This is a genomic window from Arthrobacter koreensis (genome assembly GCF_009193255.1).
In the GTDB taxonomy this organism is placed as follows: domain Bacteria; phylum Actinomycetota; class Actinomycetes; order Actinomycetales; family Micrococcaceae; genus Arthrobacter_B; species Arthrobacter_B koreensis.
Window position 1 is genome coordinate 67,067 of sequence record NZ_WACG01000002.1, and the last position, 16,963, is coordinate 84,029.

16 protein-coding genes are annotated in these 16,963 nt (G+C 66.8%); all 16 read left to right on the plus strand.

Features of this window, described 5'->3' with window-relative positions:
- The first annotated feature begins 8 nt into the window (after nt 1-8).
- The 16 genes from GD628_RS07280 (at nt 9) to GD628_RS07355 (ending at nt 16,947) form a co-directional block, all read left to right on the plus strand.
- Nucleotides 9-1,598, plus strand: a complete 1,590-nt coding sequence (locus GD628_RS07280; protein ID WP_152274583.1) for a UDP-N-acetylmuramoyl-L-alanyl-D-glutamate--2,6-diaminopimelate ligase — start codon at nt 9-11, stop codon at nt 1,596-1,598.
- Nucleotides 1,599-1,604: 6 nt separating this feature from the next.
- On the plus strand, nt 1,605-3,089 hold the full coding sequence (locus GD628_RS07285) for a UDP-N-acetylmuramoyl-tripeptide--D-alanyl-D-alanine ligase (RefSeq protein ID WP_152274289.1): 1,485 nt from the start codon (nt 1,605-1,607) through the stop codon (nt 3,087-3,089).
- Nucleotides 3,086-4,192, plus strand: coding sequence for a phospho-N-acetylmuramoyl-pentapeptide-transferase (gene mraY / locus GD628_RS07290; protein WP_091605656.1), 1,107 nt, complete (start codon nt 3,086-3,088; stop codon nt 4,190-4,192). The genes GD628_RS07285 and mraY overlap by 4 nt, the downstream gene beginning before the upstream one ends.
- Before the next feature lie 2 nt (nt 4,193-4,194).
- Nucleotides 4,195-5,739, plus strand: coding sequence for a UDP-N-acetylmuramoyl-L-alanine--D-glutamate ligase (gene murD / locus GD628_RS07295; RefSeq protein WP_152274584.1), 1,545 nt, complete (start codon nt 4,195-4,197; stop codon nt 5,737-5,739).
- Nucleotides 5,740-7,092, plus strand: a complete 1,353-nt coding sequence (ftsW, locus tag GD628_RS07300) for a putative lipid II flippase FtsW (RefSeq protein ID WP_091605653.1) — start codon at nt 5,740-5,742, stop codon at nt 7,090-7,092.
- Nucleotides 7,089-8,198 carry an undecaprenyldiphospho-muramoylpentapeptide beta-N-acetylglucosaminyltransferase gene (murG, locus tag GD628_RS07305; protein WP_152274290.1) on the plus strand — a complete coding sequence of 370 codons (1,110 nt, stop codon included), beginning with the start codon at nt 7,089-7,091 and terminating at the stop codon, nt 8,196-8,198. The genes ftsW and murG overlap by 4 nt, the downstream gene beginning before the upstream one ends.
- The gene (gene murC / locus GD628_RS07310) at nt 8,195-9,613 is read left to right on the plus strand and encodes a UDP-N-acetylmuramate--L-alanine ligase (RefSeq protein WP_152274291.1); all 1,419 of its coding nucleotides are present in this window, start codon (nt 8,195-8,197) and stop codon (nt 9,611-9,613) included. The genes murG and murC overlap by 4 nt, the downstream gene beginning before the upstream one ends.
- Nucleotides 9,603-10,604 (plus strand): cell division protein FtsQ/DivIB, encoded by a 1,002-nt coding sequence (locus GD628_RS07315; RefSeq protein ID WP_152274292.1) that lies wholly within the window; start codon nt 9,603-9,605, stop codon nt 10,602-10,604. The genes murC and GD628_RS07315 overlap by 11 nt, the downstream gene beginning before the upstream one ends.
- Before the next feature lie 216 nt (nt 10,605-10,820).
- A complete protein-coding gene (ftsZ, locus tag GD628_RS07320) occupies nt 10,821-11,987 on the plus strand; it encodes a cell division protein FtsZ (RefSeq protein ID WP_091605641.1) in 1,167 nt (388 codons plus the stop codon).
- A 31-nt stretch (nt 11,988-12,018) separates the two neighbouring features.
- On the plus strand, nt 12,019-12,720 hold the full coding sequence (locus GD628_RS07325; protein WP_152274293.1) for a purine nucleoside phosphorylase YfiH/LACC1 family protein: 702 nt from the start codon (nt 12,019-12,021) through the stop codon (nt 12,718-12,720).
- A gap of 42 nt (nt 12,721-12,762) precedes the next feature.
- Nucleotides 12,763-13,500, plus strand: coding sequence for a YggS family pyridoxal phosphate-dependent enzyme (locus GD628_RS07330; RefSeq protein WP_152274294.1), 738 nt, complete (start codon nt 12,763-12,765; stop codon nt 13,498-13,500).
- An 83-nt stretch (nt 13,501-13,583) separates the two neighbouring features.
- A complete protein-coding gene (locus tag GD628_RS07335; protein ID WP_091605632.1) occupies nt 13,584-14,117 on the plus strand; it encodes a cell division protein SepF in 534 nt (177 codons plus the stop codon).
- 60 nt (nt 14,118-14,177) lie between these two features.
- Entirely contained in the window at nt 14,178-14,471 is a 294-nt protein-coding gene (locus GD628_RS07340) for a YggT family protein (RefSeq protein WP_091605629.1), read from the plus strand.
- A 148-nt stretch (nt 14,472-14,619) separates the two neighbouring features.
- Nucleotides 14,620-15,279: a DivIVA domain-containing protein gene (locus GD628_RS07345; protein WP_091605626.1), complete on the plus strand. Its 660-nt coding sequence runs from the start codon at nt 14,620-14,622 to the stop codon at nt 15,277-15,279.
- Nucleotides 15,280-15,449: 170 nt separating this feature from the next.
- A complete protein-coding gene (gene lspA, locus GD628_RS07350) occupies nt 15,450-16,019 on the plus strand; it encodes a signal peptidase II (RefSeq protein ID WP_091605985.1) in 570 nt (189 codons plus the stop codon).
- Nucleotides 16,012-16,947 carry an RluA family pseudouridine synthase gene (locus GD628_RS07355; RefSeq protein ID WP_193313219.1) on the plus strand — a complete coding sequence of 312 codons (936 nt, stop codon included), beginning with the start codon at nt 16,012-16,014 and terminating at the stop codon, nt 16,945-16,947. Before lspA ends, GD628_RS07355 begins: the two co-directional genes overlap by 8 nt.
- The last annotated feature ends 16 nt before the right edge of the window (nt 16,948-16,963 follow it).

The following is a 16,963-nucleotide window of genomic DNA, read 5'->3' on the forward strand; positions in this document are numbered from 1 at the left end:
AAAGCAGCATGCGCCCCGAACGGGTGCAGCCGGTCAGCCTGGCCCGCGCTGCGGCATCGCTCCCCGAAGGCTCTCCGGCCATCACGCCGGCGCCCGGAACCGCCGCAGGCGCATGGGACGTCGAGGTCACGGGCATAAGCATCAACTCCGCGCAGGTCCTTCCCGGGGACCTCTACCTGGCCCTGCCGGGAGCGCGGCACCACGGGGCCGGATTCGCGGCCGGTGCCGAGGCTGCCGGTGCGGCCGCAGTCCTGACCGACGCGGCCGGGCTGGACCAGCTTCCGGAGACCGCCCTGCCGGTGTTCCTGACAGCGGATGTCCGGCGGCTGGTGGGGCCGCTTTCTGCCGCGGTTTTCAACAGCCAGCCGCAGGACGGCAGCGCCCCGCTGCTCTTCGGCGTCACCGGAACCAACGGCAAGACCACCACCACGTACTTCATCACCTCGCTGCTGAAGGCCCTTGGCCGCACCACGGGGCTGATTGGCACCATAGAGATCCTGGCCGGAGCGGAAGCGATTCCCAGTGTCCTGACCACTCCCGAATCACCGCAGGTCCACGGCCTGCTGGCCCTGATGCGCGAGCGTGCCCTGGACGCGGCCGCCATGGAAGTCTCCTCCCATGCGATTTCCTACCGGCGGGTGGACGGGGTGGTCTTCGACGTCGCGGGCTTCACCAACCTCACGCAGGACCACCTGGACCTGCACGGATCCATGGAGGAGTACTTTGCCGCCAAGGCAGAGCTGTTCCGGGCGGACCGCAGCCGGCGTGCCGTGGTTACTGTGGACGAGGAATGGGGGCGCCGGATGGCGGAAGCCGCGGGAACCCGCGGCGTTACGCTGTCCACCTCGGGTGCAGCTTCCGACGCCGACTGGCAGGTCCGTTCCGTGCAGCGGGAAGGGCTCGGCCACAGCTTCGAGCTCCACGGCCCTCAGGGCACGCCCCTCCGGGTGCGGACCGGCCTGCCGGGTACCTTCAACGTGTCCAACGCGGCCCTGGCCCTGGCCATGGTCCTCGAATCGGGTGCCGACCCCGCTGCCGTGCAGGACGCACTGGACCGGCAGGACCCCTTCACCGTCGAAGTGCCGGGGCGGATGCAGCTGGTCTGTGAGGCTCCGGCGGCAATCGTTGACTTTGCCCACAACCCCGACGCGCTGCAGCGCACCCTCGAGTCCGTCCGCCGGCCGGAGGGTCGGGTCATCGTCGTCTTCGGCGCCACGGGAGAGCGGGACCAGACCAAACGCCCCCTCATGGGGGAGATCGCGGCGCGCCTGGCCGACGTCGTTATTGTCACTGACGACGACCCGCACGACGAGGACGAGGCCGCCATCCGTGCCGATGTGCTCCGCGGTGCCCGAAGCGCCGCAGGGCAGGACGGGCACGGCCCGCTGGTGCTCGAAGAAGCCCCGCGTGCAGCCGCAATTTACCGCGCCGTTGAACTGGCCGGCCCGGGGGACACGATCCTCGTGGCCGGGCGCGGACACGAGGTGTGGCAGGAGGTCAAGGGAGTCAACCATGCCCTTGATGACCGGGTTGAACTTCGCACTGCGCTGGCCAAGGCCGGATTCACAGTGCCTACTTACGACGGGGTAGAGTCCTAAATCGTCATGATTGAACTTAATGCAGCCGAAATTGCGGCAATTACGGGCGGCGAGCTGGTGGGGGCAGCAGCATCAGACCCGTCCATTCCAGTGACGTCGGCCACCACCGACTCCCGCGAAGCCGGCCCGGCGGCCCTGTTCATTGCCAAGCCGGGCGAGTTTTCCGACGGGCATCTGTTCGTGGAACGGGCCTTTGAAGCCGGCGCCGCACTGGCCCTGACCGAGCGCCCGGTGACCGGCGCGGACGGCTCGGTATTCCCCGGCATCGTGGTTCCGGACGCTGTTGCCGCCATGGGACAGATGGCCGCGGAAATAGTTCGCCGTCTCCGCGCGGACGGCCCGCTGACCGTTATCGGCATCACCGGCTCGGCCGGTAAGACAACCACCAAAGACCTGCTTGCAGGGCTGCTGGGAACACACGGGAACACCGTGGCTCCGGTCGGTTCCTACAACGGCGAGGTCGGAGTCCCGCTGACCATCTTCAACGCCGGATACGGCACCCGCTACCTCGTGGTCGAGATGGGAGCCACCGGAATCGGGCACATCACGTACCTGGCGGACATGGTGCGCCCGGACATCGGCGTCGTCCTTTGCGTTGGCACCGCCCACGCCGGAGAATTCGGCGGCGTGGAGAACATTGCCCGTGCCAAGGGCGAAATGGTCGAAGCGCTGTCCCCGGAGGGCACTGCCGTACTCAACGGAGACGACATCCGCGTCGCCGCAATGGACAAGCGCACCACGGCGAAGGTGCTTTCCTTCACGTCCTCCACCGATGAACTGCCGGGCAACCACGCCACGCTGCGCGCCGTCGATGCCCGCACGGACGGGCAGGGGCGGCCGGTATTCACCCTTGAGTTCCCAACCGGGGAACGCCACCGGGTCGAATCGGGCCTGATCGGTGCCCACCACACGGCGAACCTGCTGGCCGCCGCCGGTGCCGCCTTTGCCGCCGGAATCTCCCCGGCGGATATCGCTGGGGGACTCTCCGGACAGAAGGCCGCGAGCCGCTGGCGCATGGAACGCACCGACCGCGCCGACGGCGTCACCGTCATCAACGACGCCTACAACGCCAACCCTGAATCAATGCGTGCTGCGCTGCGGACCCTGGCCGAGCTCGGCAGGGGACGGCGCACCTGGGCCGTGCTCGGCGAAATGCTTGAGCTCGGTGACGACGCAGTCACCGAGCATGACGCCATTGGCCGCTACGTGGTCCGCCTGAATATCTCCAAGCTCATTGTGGTGGGAACGGGAACCCGCGCCCTCCACACCGGAGCCGTGATGGAGGGGTCCTGGGGAGACGAATCGACCTTCGTCCAGACCCCCGAAGAGGCCGAGGCAATCCTTGAGTCCTCCCTCGAACCCGGGGACATTGTCCTGTTCAAATCTTCCAACGGTGCCGGTCTGCGGTTCCTTGGTGATCGGATCGCCTTGAATACCCCTACCGCAGCAGGCAGCACCCAGGACGAGCCCAACCGGGGTGAGGCACTGTGATCTCCCTCCTGATCGGTTGCCTGCTCGGGCTGGTCCTGGCGCTTGTCCTGACCCCGCTGTTCATCCGTTTCCTGGTCAGGAAGGGCTACGGGCAGTTTGTCCGTGACGACGGCCCGACGTCGCACCACACCAAGCGCGGTACGCCCACCATGGGCGGCGCCGTGATCGTGGCGTCCGTCGTGGCTTCCTACTTCATTACCCACCTGATCTCCTACGCGATCAACCCCACCACGTTTGGTCCGTCCGCGTCCGGGCTGCTCGTGCTGTTCCTGATGGTCGGCATGGGATTCGTGGGCTTCATCGACGACTACACCAAGATCTCGCGGCAGCGGTCGCTTGGCCTGAACGCCAAGGCCAAGATCATCCTGCAGGCGATCGTGGGCATCGTGTTCGCCATCCTCGCCCTGCAGTTCCCGAACCACGCAGGTCTGACCCCGGCGTCGACCAACGTCTCCTTCGTCCGGGACACCGCAATTGACCTCGCCTTTGCCGGAACGATCATCGGCGCGATCCTGTTCATTCTCTGGTCCAGCGTGATCATCACCGCCGCGACCAATGGCGTGAACCTGGCTGACGGCCTTGACGGCCTGGCCGCCGGTGCCTCCATCCTGGTGTTCGGTGCGTACTTCCTGATCGGCATCTGGCAGTTCAACCAGTCCTGCCTGGCCAACCCGGGCGAGACCGGGGTGTGCTACGAAGTGCGCGACCCCATGGACCTTGCCCTGCTGGCCGGCGCAATGGCCGGTGCGCTGGTGGGCTTCCTGTGGTGGAACACGTCCCCGGCCAAGATCTTCATGGGGGACACCGGTTCCCTGGCCATCGGCGGCGCCATCGCGGCCTTCGCGATCCTCTCCCGCACCGAACTGCTGCTGGTCCTCCTGGCCGGACTGTTCGTGATCATCTCCGCATCGGTCATCATCCAGGTGGGCTACTTCAAGCTCAGCGGCGGCAAGCGCGTGTTCAAGATGGCGCCCCTGCAGCACCACTTCGAACTCAAGGGCTGGGCGGAAGTCACCGTGGTGGTCCGCTTCTGGATCATCGGCGGGCTCTGCGTCGCCCTTGCCCTGGGACTCTTCTACGCTGATTGGGTGGCCGGACAGTGAGCATCGCCTCCGCATCGAACGCTTCGAATCCCCGGCTGGACAGCCTGACCACGTGGGACTCCAATTGGAAGGGCCTGAGGGTCCTGGTAACGGGAATCGGCCTGTCCGGGTTCTCGGCAGCGGACACCCTGATTGAGCTTGGTGCCCGCGTGGTCGTCGTGGACGGCGCCGACTCCGAGGAAAACAGGGGCAAGGCAGACACGCTGAAGATCGTCGGCGCCGCGGATGTCCGCTTGGGTGCCGGAGCCATGGACGGGCTCTCGACGGTCGACGGCGAACAGCCCGAACTCGTGGTCACCTCACCCGGACTCCGGCCCACGCATCCCGTCCTCGCGGCAGCCGCGGACGCCGGGATTCCGATCTGGGGCGACGTTGAGCTGGCCTGGCGGGTGCGCATCCGCGAGGGCCGCCCCACGGCTCCCTGGCTGGCCATTACCGGCACCAACGGCAAGACCACCACGGTGGGCATGACCGAGTCCATGCTGCGCGCAGCCGGACTCCGGGCCATTGCCGCAGGCAACGTGGGCACACCGATCCTGGACGCCATCCGCGACCCGCAGGGCTGGGACGCGATCGCCGTCGAACTCTCAAGTTTCCAGCTGCACTGGACCCATACGGTGTCGCCGCTGGCCAGCGTCTGCCTGAACATCGCAGAAGACCACGTGGACTGGCACGGCAGCTATGACGCCTACCGGTCGGACAAGGCGAAGGTTTACGCCAACACCCGGGTTGCCTGCATCTACAACGCTGAACAGGCCGAGACCGAGCGCATGGTCGAAGACGCGGACGTGGTGGAGGGATGCCGTGCGGTGGGCTTCACCACCGGCACTCCGGCGATCAGCATGGTGGGAATAGTCGAAGGGCTCCTGGTGGACCGCGCCTTCATCGAGGAACGCCGCAATGCCGCCGCCGAACTGGCGTCCCTGGACGATCTGGGCGACAGCGCGCCGCGCCACCTCGCCGCTGACGCCCTCGCCGCCGCGGCACTGGTGCGTGCCTTCGGCGTCGAACCGGTTGCGGTGCGCGACGGGCTGCGGAACTATGCCCCGGGCGGGCACCGGATTGAACCGGTGGCCAAGCTCAATGACATCCTCTGGGTCAATGACTCCAAGGCCACCAACCCGCATGCTGCGGCTGCCTCGCTGGCCGCCTTCGGGAGCGTCGTCTGGATTGCCGGCGGGCTGTCCAAGGGCGTCACCTACGACGAGCTGGTCGCCGCCAACGCCAACCGCCTGCGTGCCGTCGTGCTCATCGGTTCCGATTCATCGCAGCTTCGTGCCGCATTGGCCCGACACGCTTCCGATGTGCCGGTAATTGAAGCCCGGCAGGCGGACACTGGAGAGGAAGGAACGCCCACCGGCGAAGCCGTCATGGTCCAGGCCGTGGCCGCAGCGGCCGGCGCGGCACAGGCAGGGGACACGGTCCTCATGGCACCGGCCTCGGCGTCCATGGACCAGTTCCGCTCCTACGCCCACCGGGGCGAGGCCTTCATTGAAGCTGTCCGCGGATACGTGGAAGGGCAGGCGCAGACCACCAAGGAGCCGTAGATGGTGACCACGTCCACGGGCAAGGGCCGCAAGCCGACGGCGCGACGGCGCCCGGCAGGCACACGGCCCGGCCCCTCGGCTGCAGGACCCGCCGGTACAGCCGGCCGAGCCGGCGCCGCCGGAAGTGCGCCCGCCGGTTCAGGTGCCGGAGCGGTCCCGCCGAAGAAACGGGGCCTGCGGCTTGGGGAACGGTTTACGGCCTTCATGGTCCTGCTTGAGGGCAGCGGCTCCAAGGCGACCGGATCCAGCTACTACATGATCCTGGGCACCACGCTCGCGCTGACTGCTATCGGGCTCATGATGGTGCTCTCCGCGTCTTCCGTTGAGGCCATCGCCGCCGCCGCGGGGGACGCCGAAGCCGCCACCGAATTCGATCTCTTCATCAAGCAGCTGATGTTTGCCGCCATCGGCATCGTGCTGATGCTCGGACTCTCGCGGTTTGGTCCGCGCTTCTACCGGGCCATCGCGTGGCTCGCACTCGGCGCCGCAGCCCTCCTGCTGGTCCTGGTGCTCTTCATCGGCGTGGAAGTCAACGGCAACAAGAACTGGCTGGCGTTCGGCCCGGTCACGGGCCAGCCCTCCGAAGCTGCGAAGCTTGCCATGGCGGTCTGGTTCGCCGCCGTGCTCTCCCGCAAGGGGCCCCTCATAGCCGACTGGAAGCATGCCCTGATTCCGGTTCTGCCGGGCGGCGGCCTGCTGATCGGCCTGGTGCTGCTGGGGCATGACCTCGGCACGGTGATCATCATGGGCCTGATCATGCTCGCGGCGCTGTTCTTCGCCGGTGCCCGGCTGAAACTGCTCGGGCTGCTCAGCCTGGCTGCCGGCGCAGCCGCGATCGTTTCCTCGATTGCCAGCGGCAACCGGACCAGCCGCATCAGTGCCTGGCTGCAGCTGGATTGTTCGGCAGGCCTCTGTGACCAGGCCAATGCCGGGATGTACGCCCTGGCCTCGGGCGGCTGGTTCGGCGTCGGCATCGGCCAGAGCCGGCAGAAATGGAACTGGATCCCGGAAGCCCACAATGACTTCATCTTTGCCATCATCGGCGAAGAGTTCGGACTCCTCGGCACCCTGGTGGTGCTGGTGCTGTTCGGTATCCTTGCAGTGGCCACGGTCCGGGTGACCATGCGCCACACGCAGCCGTTCATCCGCATTGTCTGCGGCTGCATCCTCGTCTGGATCATTGGCCAGGCCGCCGTGAACATCGCGATGGTGACCGGGCTGCTTCCCGTGATCGGCGTCCCGCTGCCCTTCATCTCCTACGGCGGTTCGTCCCTGACGTTCACCCTCGCCGCAGTCGGAGTCCTTTTGTCCTTTGCACGCACTATCCCCGAGAGAGAACCAGCAGCTCCATGACGCAGTCCCCACTTTCAGTAGTCCTCGCCGGCGGCGGCACAGCAGGGCACATCAGCCCGCTGCTTGCCATAGCGAACGCCGTGAGACAGCTGCGGCCCGATGCCCGCATCAAAGTGGTGGGCACTTCCGCGGGCATGGAAACCCGGCTGGTTCCGGCAGCGGGCTATGAGCTGGCCGTCATCGACCGCGTCCCCATGCCCCGCCGGCCCAGTGGCGACCTCGCTCGCCTTCCCGCGCGTCTGGCCCGCGCGGTGCGGCAGGCAGGGGAGATCCTGGACGCCGCAGCGGCCGACGTCGTTCTGGGCGTGGGAGGTTACGTGTCCACTCCCGTGTACCTGGCCGCCCGTAAGCGCCGGATCCCCGTGGTGGTGCATGAGGCCAACGCCCGTCCGGGGCTGGCCAACCGGGTGGGGGCCAAGAACGCGGCGGTCGTGGGAGTCGCCTTTGAAGAGACCAAACTTGCCGGTGCCCGCTGGGTGGGTATGCCCATGCGCCGGGAAATCTCCGGACTTGACCGCGAAGCAGCCCGGCATGATGCCCGTGCGGCGCTGGGACTGGAACAGGACCTGCCCACGCTGGTAGTGACTGGAGGTTCCTCCGGTGCTGCGAGCATCAACGCCGCTGTCACCGCCGCCCTCCCCGAACTGGCCGCCGCAGGCATCCAGACCCTTCACGTCACCGGCCGCGGAAAGGCGGCCGCAGATGCCGAGGGCAAGGCACTGACCGCCCCGCTGTACCGTCAGGTGGAATACGTAGACGGCATGGAACTGGCCTACGCCGCCGCGGACCTGCTGCTGGCCCGCTCCGGCGCCGGAACGGTCAGCGAAATCTCCGCCGTCGGCCTTCCGGCCGTGCTGGTTCCGCTGCCGCACGGGAACGGCGAACAGGCGCTGAACGCGGCCGGGCTGGTCGATGCCGGCGGCGCACTGCTGGTGCGGGACTCGCAGTTCACCCCCGAGTGGATCAGCGCGAACATTATTCCGCTGCTGAAGGATCCCCAGGCACTAAAGACCATGGCGGAAGCCTCCGCCGCACGCGGTATCCGCGACGCGGACACCCGAATGGCTGAGCTCATCGTTGAGGCAGCGGAACGGAAAGACGCATGAGCGCCCTGTTGCTGGAAGACCTGGGCCGGGTCCACTTCATTGGCCTCGGGGGTGCCGGCATGTCCGCCGTCGCCCGCGTCATGCTCGGCCGCGGCATAGAGGTGTCCGGATCCGATGCCCGCGATTCCGCCGGCCTGCGTGCCCTTGAGGCACTGGGCGCCGACGTGCATGTGGGCCATGACGCAGCCAACATCGCCGGTGCGCGCACCGTGGTTGTTTCCACGGCCATCCGTGCCGACAACCCCGAGCTCGCGGCAGCCGAAGCCGCCGGCATCCGTGTCCTCCACCGTTCCGAGGCCCTGGCTGCCGCAATGGAGGGCCGGGAGGTGGTTGCCGTCGCCGGTACGCACGGCAAGACCACGACGACGGCGATGATCACCGTCCTGCTCCGCGAAGCCGGACTTGATCCTTCCTTTGCCATCGGCGGCGATGTCGCGGCACTCGGCGTCAACGCTGCTGCCGGTTCGGGGCAGATGTTCGTTGCCGAAGCCGACGAGTCGGACGGCTCGTTCCTGAACTACTCACCCCGCATTTCCGTCATAACCAACGTCGAGGCGGACCACCTGGACCACTACGGCACAGCCGAGGCGGTCTTTGCCTCCTTTGACCGTTTTGTTGAACTGCTGCCCGAAGACGGCGTCCTGGTTGCCTGCGCGGATGATCCCGGCGTGCGTGACCTGCTGGCGCGGAACGTGGGATCACCGGTTCGCACCTACGGGTACTCCGCGGACGCGGACGTCCGCATCTCAGGGACCGAGTCGGATGGGCGCCGGAGCGCCAGCACGCTGCACTTCCGCCACGACCACCGGGACCGCGAGCAACGGCTGGAGCTGCAGGTGCCGGGCCGGCACAACGTGCTCAACGCCGCTGCCGCCTTCACCGTCGCGCTGGCCCTGGGGGTTGACCCGGATGCGGCCGCACGCGGCCTGGGTACCTTCTCTGGAGCGGCGCGCCGCTTCGAACCCAAGGGCGAGGCTCGCGGAGTGCGCGTCTTCGATGACTATGCCCACCACCCGACCGAGGTGGCGGCGGCCCTGCAGGCAGCGCGGGCCGTTGCCGGCAGCCATGCCGTCCATGTCCTTTTCCAGCCTCACCTGTTTAGCCGGACCCGCAACTTCGCGGCCGAGTTCGCACAGGCACTCGATCTGGCAGATTCGGTCACCGTCCTGCCCATCTATCCCGCCCGGGAGGACCCTATTCCGGGTGTCACCTCGGAACTGATCACCGCACGCCTGAAGACGCCATCCGCCGTGGCCTCCGACGCCGGCACCGCCGTCCGGGAGATTGCCGGCCGGGCGGTCTCCGGGGACATCGTGCTGACGGTTGGCGCCGGGGACGTGACCCAGTACGGATCCGCGCTGGTAGCGGCCCTGGGAAGCCACGATTCCGGGGGGAGCGGCCCGGATGCCGGGTAGGAAACCCCGCCGTCCGCCGGCGGCAGCCACCGGACCCCGCGTATCCAGCCCGGGCACGCACCCCGACCGTGCCCAGCCAGCGCGCAGCGCAGCCAATTCCGCCAAGGTTGAAGTCCTCGGCACGCGGGACGCACAGATTCACGAGATCCGTCCGGGCGCCTCGGGACATCCGGACACCGTCATCTCCGCGACACGGGATGCCTTCGACGAGCCCGGGCTTTCCGGCACGGACGGAGGAACGGAGCCGGGCGGGACTGCCGGGCAGCCCGAGGCCAGCGTCCTGGCTTTCCCCGAACCACCCGCCCGCCGGCGCCGGCGATACGTCCTGGTGGGCTCGGGAATTGCTGCAGTGCTGCTTGCGGCGCTGTTCTTCGTGGTGTTCTTCTCTCCGGCGCTGGCCCTGAAGAACCTCCGGGTGGAAGGCAATACACTGCTGGCCACGCAGGAAGCCGAAGCCGCACTGTCTCCGCTGCTGGGCACGCCGCTGGCCCTCATCTCGGACTCCGACGCCGGAGCACTGCTGGGAGACCGGCCGGAGGTCGAGTCGGTGAAGGTGACCGCCGTGCCGCCGTCGGACCTGGTGGTCACGGTCACCGAACGGGTTCCGGTGGCAGTGCTGCAGAACGGCAGCGAGTTCCTGCTCATCGATGAGCAGGGCCGCCAGCTCAAGTCCGTGGGGGAGAGGGGCCAGGCAGCACTGCCGCTGATTGACGGCGGCACGGAAGCGGTCAATAGTTCCGTCTTCCCGACGGTTACCGCGGTGCTGGCCGCCCTTCCGCCGAACGTGCTGGGAATGCTGGACCACGCATCGGCGCAGACAGTGGACTCGGTGGAGCTCAAGCTCACCGGCGGGCAGACGGTATTCTGGGGAAGCGCGGATGCGAACGCGGCGAAGGCCAGGGCACTTGAGGCCCTGCTGCTGATGCCTCCAGCTGACCCGCCGGTTTCGGTGTTCGATGTGAGCACCCCGAACCGGCCGGTGACCCGGTGAGCTTCCAGCCGCAAAACACCCGTGAAGTTTCTGACCGACACGCGCGGAACGGTAATTGCGGAAGCATCCGGCGCCCCATAGCGTCGTGGTTAGAGCAGTACTTGACATAACTATAACCCTCAAGTCGAGGGTTAAGGTTGTTCGGTTGAAGGTTTTGGCCGGGGCATACCCGGCCGCATTGATCAGTTGCACAGATTCGAACAAGGGACACAGGACGTGGCAGCACCGCAGAATTACTTGGCCGTCATCAAGGTCGTCGGCATCGGCGGCGGCGGCGTGAATGCCGTCAACCGAATGATCGACGTCGGACTCCGCGGAGTCGAATTCATTGCCATCAATACAGATGCCCAGGCGCTGCTGATGAGCGACGCCGACGTGAAGCTTGACGTCGGACGTGAACTGACCCGCGGCCTGGGCGCCGGAGCCGATCCCGAGGTGGGCCGCAAGGCTGCAGAGGACCACGCCGAGGAAATCGAAGAGGTGCTGCGCGGAGCGGACATGGTCTTCGTGACCGCAGGCGAAGGCGGCGGCACCGGCACCGGCGGTGCACCCGTCGTGGCCCGGATCGCCCGTTCCCTCGGCGCCCTGACCATCGGCGTGGTGACGCGTCCCTTCACCTTCGAAGGCCGCCGCCGCTCCAACCAGGCTGAATCCGGCATCGATACCCTGCGGGACGAAGTCGATACCCTGATCGTCATCCCGAACGACCGCCTGCTATCGATCAGCGACCGCAACGTCTCGATGCTGGACGCCTTCCGTTCCGCGGACCAGGTGCTGCTGTCCGGTGTCCAGGGCATCACCGACCTGATCACGACCCCCGGCCTGATCAACCTCGACTTCGCCGACGTAAAGTCCGTGATGCAGGGCGCAGGCTCCGCACTGATGGGCATTGGTTCCGCCCGCGGCGAGGACCGAGCAGTGAAGGCAGCCGAGCTGGCTATCGCCTCCCCGCTGCTCGAAGCCTCCATTGACGGTGCACACGGCGTCCTGCTGTCCATCCAGGGCGGCTCCGACCTCGGCCTGTTCGAGATCAACGAAGCCGCGCGCCTGGTGCAGGAAGTCGCCCACCCGGAGGCCAACATCATCTTCGGCGCCGTCATTGACGATGCGCTGGGAGATGAGGCCCGCGTGACCGTGATCGCCGCCGGCTTCGACCAGGTGGATGTCACCTCGCAGCCCGCTTCGGCCAAGCCTGCTGAGCAGCCGCTCACCTCTCCGGCCGCAGCTGCCGCTGCTGCCGGAACGGGGAACTCGGCCTGGGCCCAGCGCCCGCAGACCGTACCTGCCGATGCCGGGTTCGACGTCGACCTGCCCGCCGTGGTGGAGCCAGACCTCAGCGCGGGGCGCCAGGACGACCTGGACGTTCCTGATTTCCTCAAGTGAGACCAGTACGGGCGCGAGGTTGTCTGATCGTATGTTTTGGTGGGAAGGGCAGGGCCCTGCGGGGTTCCGCGTAGCTTTCACCGATACATCGGCGGGCAACCTCGCGCTGCATGTTGGGGATGATCCCGCCCAAGTGCGCCGGCGCAGGTCCCAGCTGGAACAGCGGATGGACGTGCAGCCGGAGTCGCTGCGGTTCATGGAACAGGTCCACTCAGCAGACGTGGCCCTGGTGCATGGCCTTCCCGCGGCAGGGGAGGTCCCGGTGGCGGATGCACTCCTCAGCCCGGACGGCTCCGCCCCGCTGGCCGTTATGGTAGCCGACTGCCTGCCGGTGGTTTTTGCCGGGACGGGGCCGGACGGCGCGGTCAGCGCGGCAGCACACGCGGGCCGGCGCGGCCTGCTGGACGGCATCCTGACACATACGGTCACTGCCCTCCGCGACGCCGGCGCCACCGGAATCCAGGCGTGGATCGGCCCCGCGGTGTGCGGCAAATGCTACGAGGTTCCGAAAGAAATGCTTGGACAGGCAGCCCACCTTCCCGGCGCGTCTTCCAGGACCAGCTGGGGGACACCGGCGCTGGACCTGCCTGCAGCAGCCCGCAACCAGCTGCTGTCCCAGGATGTATCCGTCCAGATGGTCCCCGGATGCACCATGGAAGAACCGCGGCTCTTCTCCCACCGCCGGGATGCCCCCACGGGCCGGTTCGCCGGACTCATCTGGCAGCCCCGGTGACCCGGCCCCGGCCCAACGGAATACAGCACCATCGAGGAAGCAATGAGCACCACCACTGACCGTGCAGCAGACCTGCAGCGCCGCCTCGAGCGGGTCCGGCACCGCATCGCCGCAGCGGCCCTAGGCCGCACTGAACCGGAACTCATCGTTGTCACGAAGTACTTTCCGGCTTCCGACGTCGCCCTGCTGGCGGGGCTCGGAGTGCGGGACGTGGGCGAGAACAAGGCCCAGGAAGCCGAGGCCAAGGCCGCAGGGCTGGCTGGATCAGATCTGCGCTGGCACTTCATTGGGCAGCTGCAGACCAATAAGGCCAAATCAGTGGTCCGGTACGCCTCCGCTGTGCACTCCGTGGACCGGCCCGGGCTTGTGGCGGCACTGGGCAAGGCAATGGCCGCCGAGAACCGCCGGCGCACCGAAGCGGGAGAGCCGGAAAGGGCGCCGCTGGACTGCTACCTGCAGCTCGATCTGCGCGCCGCGGAGGACCTCGAGCCCGGCCGCGGCGGGGCCCGCCCCGCGGACATGCTGGAGCTCGCTGCGGCGGTCTCGGCAGATCCCGGGCTGTCCCTTGCCGGACTCATGGCCGTTGCGCCGCTCGGCGGGGATCCGGCAGAGGCCTTTGGGCGCCTCCAGGAACTCTCCGCCGACCTCACGGCCCGCTATCCGCAGGCTGCGGGTATCTCCGCCGGCATGAGCCAGGATCTCGAAGCCGCAGTGGCGCACGGCGCGACACACCTGCGGATTGGCTCGGATGTTCTCGGTCCCCGCCCCGCTGTGGGGTAGCGTCAAAGACGGCAGGGGTAACACTGCAAAATCACTGGGTACCACTGGATAACGCGGGACGCTGAAGGACTGAAGGAGCAACCATGGCTGGCGCAATGCGCAGGACGATGATCTACCTTGGGCTCGCCGATGGCGATGAGCTTTACGAGGACGAGCAGAAGCCTGTCCGCGAGGCACCCGCCAGGGAAGAGGAACGGGCACCGGAAAACGAGCGGCAGGACCGCGAGCCGGCAGCGCCGTCCCAGCCCGAGCGCAAGACCGCGGTGGAGGAATACCGTGCTCCGGTAACTCCCATCAAGCGTGCCCCCTCATCGGCAAAGGAAGACGTGGCAGGTTTGCGGCAAATCACTACTGTCCATCCCCGTTCCTACAATGACGCCAAGATCATCGGCGAGAGTTTCCGCGACGGGATTCCGGTCATCATGAACGTCACCGACATGGGAGAAGCGGACGCCAAGCGCCTCGTGGACTTCTCCGCGGGACTTGTGTTCGGGTTGCGCGGTACCATCGAACGGGTGACCAACAAGGTCTTCCTGCTATCGCCGTCCTACGTCGAGGTGCTGGGGGATGACAAGAAGGTCAGCGAGTCCCAGTCCACTTTCTTCAACCAGAGCTAGCCGCCGCCCCTCCGGGGCGGAGCGGGCAGCCGTTCTCCTACGGCGGAAACGACAACACGCGTGAGTATTATTTTTGCCCTGCTGTACCTGGTGCTGATGCTCTTTCAGCTCGCCCTGATCCTGCGCATCGTTTATGACGCGGTGCAGATGTTTGCCCGTCAGTGGCGTCCCAAGGGGGCCGCACTGGTCCTGGCTACCGCGGTTTACGGGGCCACGGACCCTCCCATCCGGGCATTGAGGCGGATTATTCCGCCGCTGCGCCTGGGAGGGATCTCCCTTGACCTGGCGTTTCTGCTGCTGTTCATCGTGGTAAGCATTGCCATGCAGATCGTGTGGGCAGCAGCCGTTCGCTAGGCAGGCGAGGGGTTGGTTCGATATCGGTTCGCAAAAGATATAATGTGAAAATTATATTGAAATGATCCCTGATTTTATGTTCGAGATTCTGTAACTAGGCTCACTGCCCAAGGGCAGGCCGGCCTGATAACCAGTATGAGGTGACCAGATGGCCCTGACGCCAGAAGATGTAGTCAATAAGCGGTTCCAGCCGACTAAGTTCCGTGAAGGCTACGACCAGGATGAGGTGGATGACTTCCTCGACGAAATCGTCGTGGAACTCCGCCGGCTGAATGCCGAGAACGAGGACCTGCGCCGGCAGCTCGCCGAGGCAGTGGCTGACGCTCCTGCTGGCAACCAGGTTCCCGCCCCGGTTTCTGCGGCTGCAAAGACCGAGCAGGTGTCCCAGCCTGTCAAGGAAGAGAAGAAGCCCGAGCCGGCTCCGGCACCGAAGGCCGAAGAGCCCAAGGCCGAAGCTCCCCGCGCCGCCGAGCCCGCCGCCTCCGCCAACACGGCCGAGTCCGCCGCAGGCATCCTGGCCATGGCCCAGAAGATGCACGACGATTACGTCAGCGCCGGCGTTGAGCAGCGCGACAAGATCATTGCCGAGGCACAGATCGAAGCCAGCGGACTGGTCACCGAAGCACAGGAGAAGAGCCGCAAGATTCTCAGCTCCCTCGAACAGCAGAAAGCACTGCTGGAGCGCAAGGTGGAGCAGCTGCGCGGCTTCGAGCGGGATTACCGCTCACGCCTCAAGGCGTACATCGAAGGCCAGCTGCGTGACCTCGACTCCCGCGGCTCGGTAGCCTCGGAGACCGCGGACGCTTAGAGCGCGTACAGCTAGTCGTTTCCGCCTGGACGGATATGAATCAGGATTAGACTGGTGACAGAGACATGGGCCGGTGGCCGGGATCTCCCGGCCACCGGCCCATGCTGTTGCACCGCCTGTTCAGAACCGGCCATTCCCGGCAACTGTTCCGTCCGACTCCCGAAAGCACCATGACTGATTCAAGCTCGGCTCCAGCCCCCCAGCCCCAGCCGCCCGCGCGGCCCAAAGCAGCCCTGACGCGCTATGCCCTGGTCATGGCGCTCGTCGCATTCGCCGCCTGGGTTTTTGACCAGCTCACCAAGATCTGGGTAGTTGCCACGATGACCGAGGGACAGGTCACGGACGTCCTGCCGCCCCTGCTGCGCTGGCACTTCATTCGGAACCCCGGAGCGGCGTTCTCCATCGGGACCGACTACACCTGGATCTTCACCATCATCATGGTCCTGGTGTCCGGCTTCCTCATCTACCTGATGTTCAGGCTGCGTTCTGCCGCCTGGTCCGTCGCCCTGGGACTCGTGCTTGGCGGGGCCGTGGGGAACCTCACCGACCGGCTGTTCCGGGAACCCTCATTCGGTCAGGGCCACGTGGTGGACTTCATCGCTTTCCCCAACTTTGCCATCTTCAACATCGCGGATTCCTGCGTTGTCTCGGGCGTCATCCTGGTGTGCCTGCTGACTCTTCGCGGCATCAACATGGACGGAACCCGTGCAGCCGCAGGCAAGGACAGCACTGATGCCTGAAATCCATGAACGCTTCACCATCGGGGAGGAACACCAGGGGGTCCGTGCAGACGCCGCTCTGGCCGAACTGCTGGATGTCTCCCGCTCCACCGCCGCCGGCTGGTGTGCCGAGGGCTGGCTTACCCGGGGCGGACGGCCGCTGGCAAAGTCTGACCGGCTGCATGCCGGTGACAGCGTCGCCGCGGACGTCCCTGAACAGCCGGACCCGCTGGCCGTCGTCGTCGAGCCTGTGGATGATCTCAGGATCCTTGGCGACGATGAGCACCTCGTGGTGATTGACAAGCCGGTTGGGGTGGCCGCCCATCCCTCTCCCGGCTGGGTTGGGCCCACCGTCGTGGGCGCCCTGGCAGCCGCAGGCTACCGGATCTCCACCTCCGGGGCGGGGGAGCGGCAGGGCATTGTCCACCGGCTCGACGTCGGAACCTCCGGCGTCATGGTGGTCGCCAAGACCGAACATGCCTACGCCCTCCTGAAGCAGGCCTTCCGCGACCGCACCGTGGAAAAGGAATACCACGCGCTGGTCCAGGGCCTGCCGGACCCGCTGGAGGGCACCATCGATGCCCCGATCGGCCGGCACCCGGGGCACGACTGGCGGTTCGCCGTCGTCGATGAGGGCCGGAACTCCGTGACGCACTACAAGGTGCTGGAGGCCTTCGGCCGTGCCTCCCTGGTGGAAGTCCACCTGGAGACGGGCCGGACCCACCAGATCCGCGTGCACTTCTCCGCCCTGCGCCATCCGTGCGCCGGGGACCTGACCTATGGCGCGGACCCGCGTTTGGCAGCGGAGCTGGGACTGACCCGGCAGTGGCTGCATGCCCGGAAGCTTGGTTTCACCCATCCCGGTAGCGGGGAATGGGTCGAGTACACCTCCGACTACCCCCAGGACCTGCAGTACGCACTCGACGCGCTGGCCCGCGGAGATATCTGAGTCTTCCGGCGGCGCC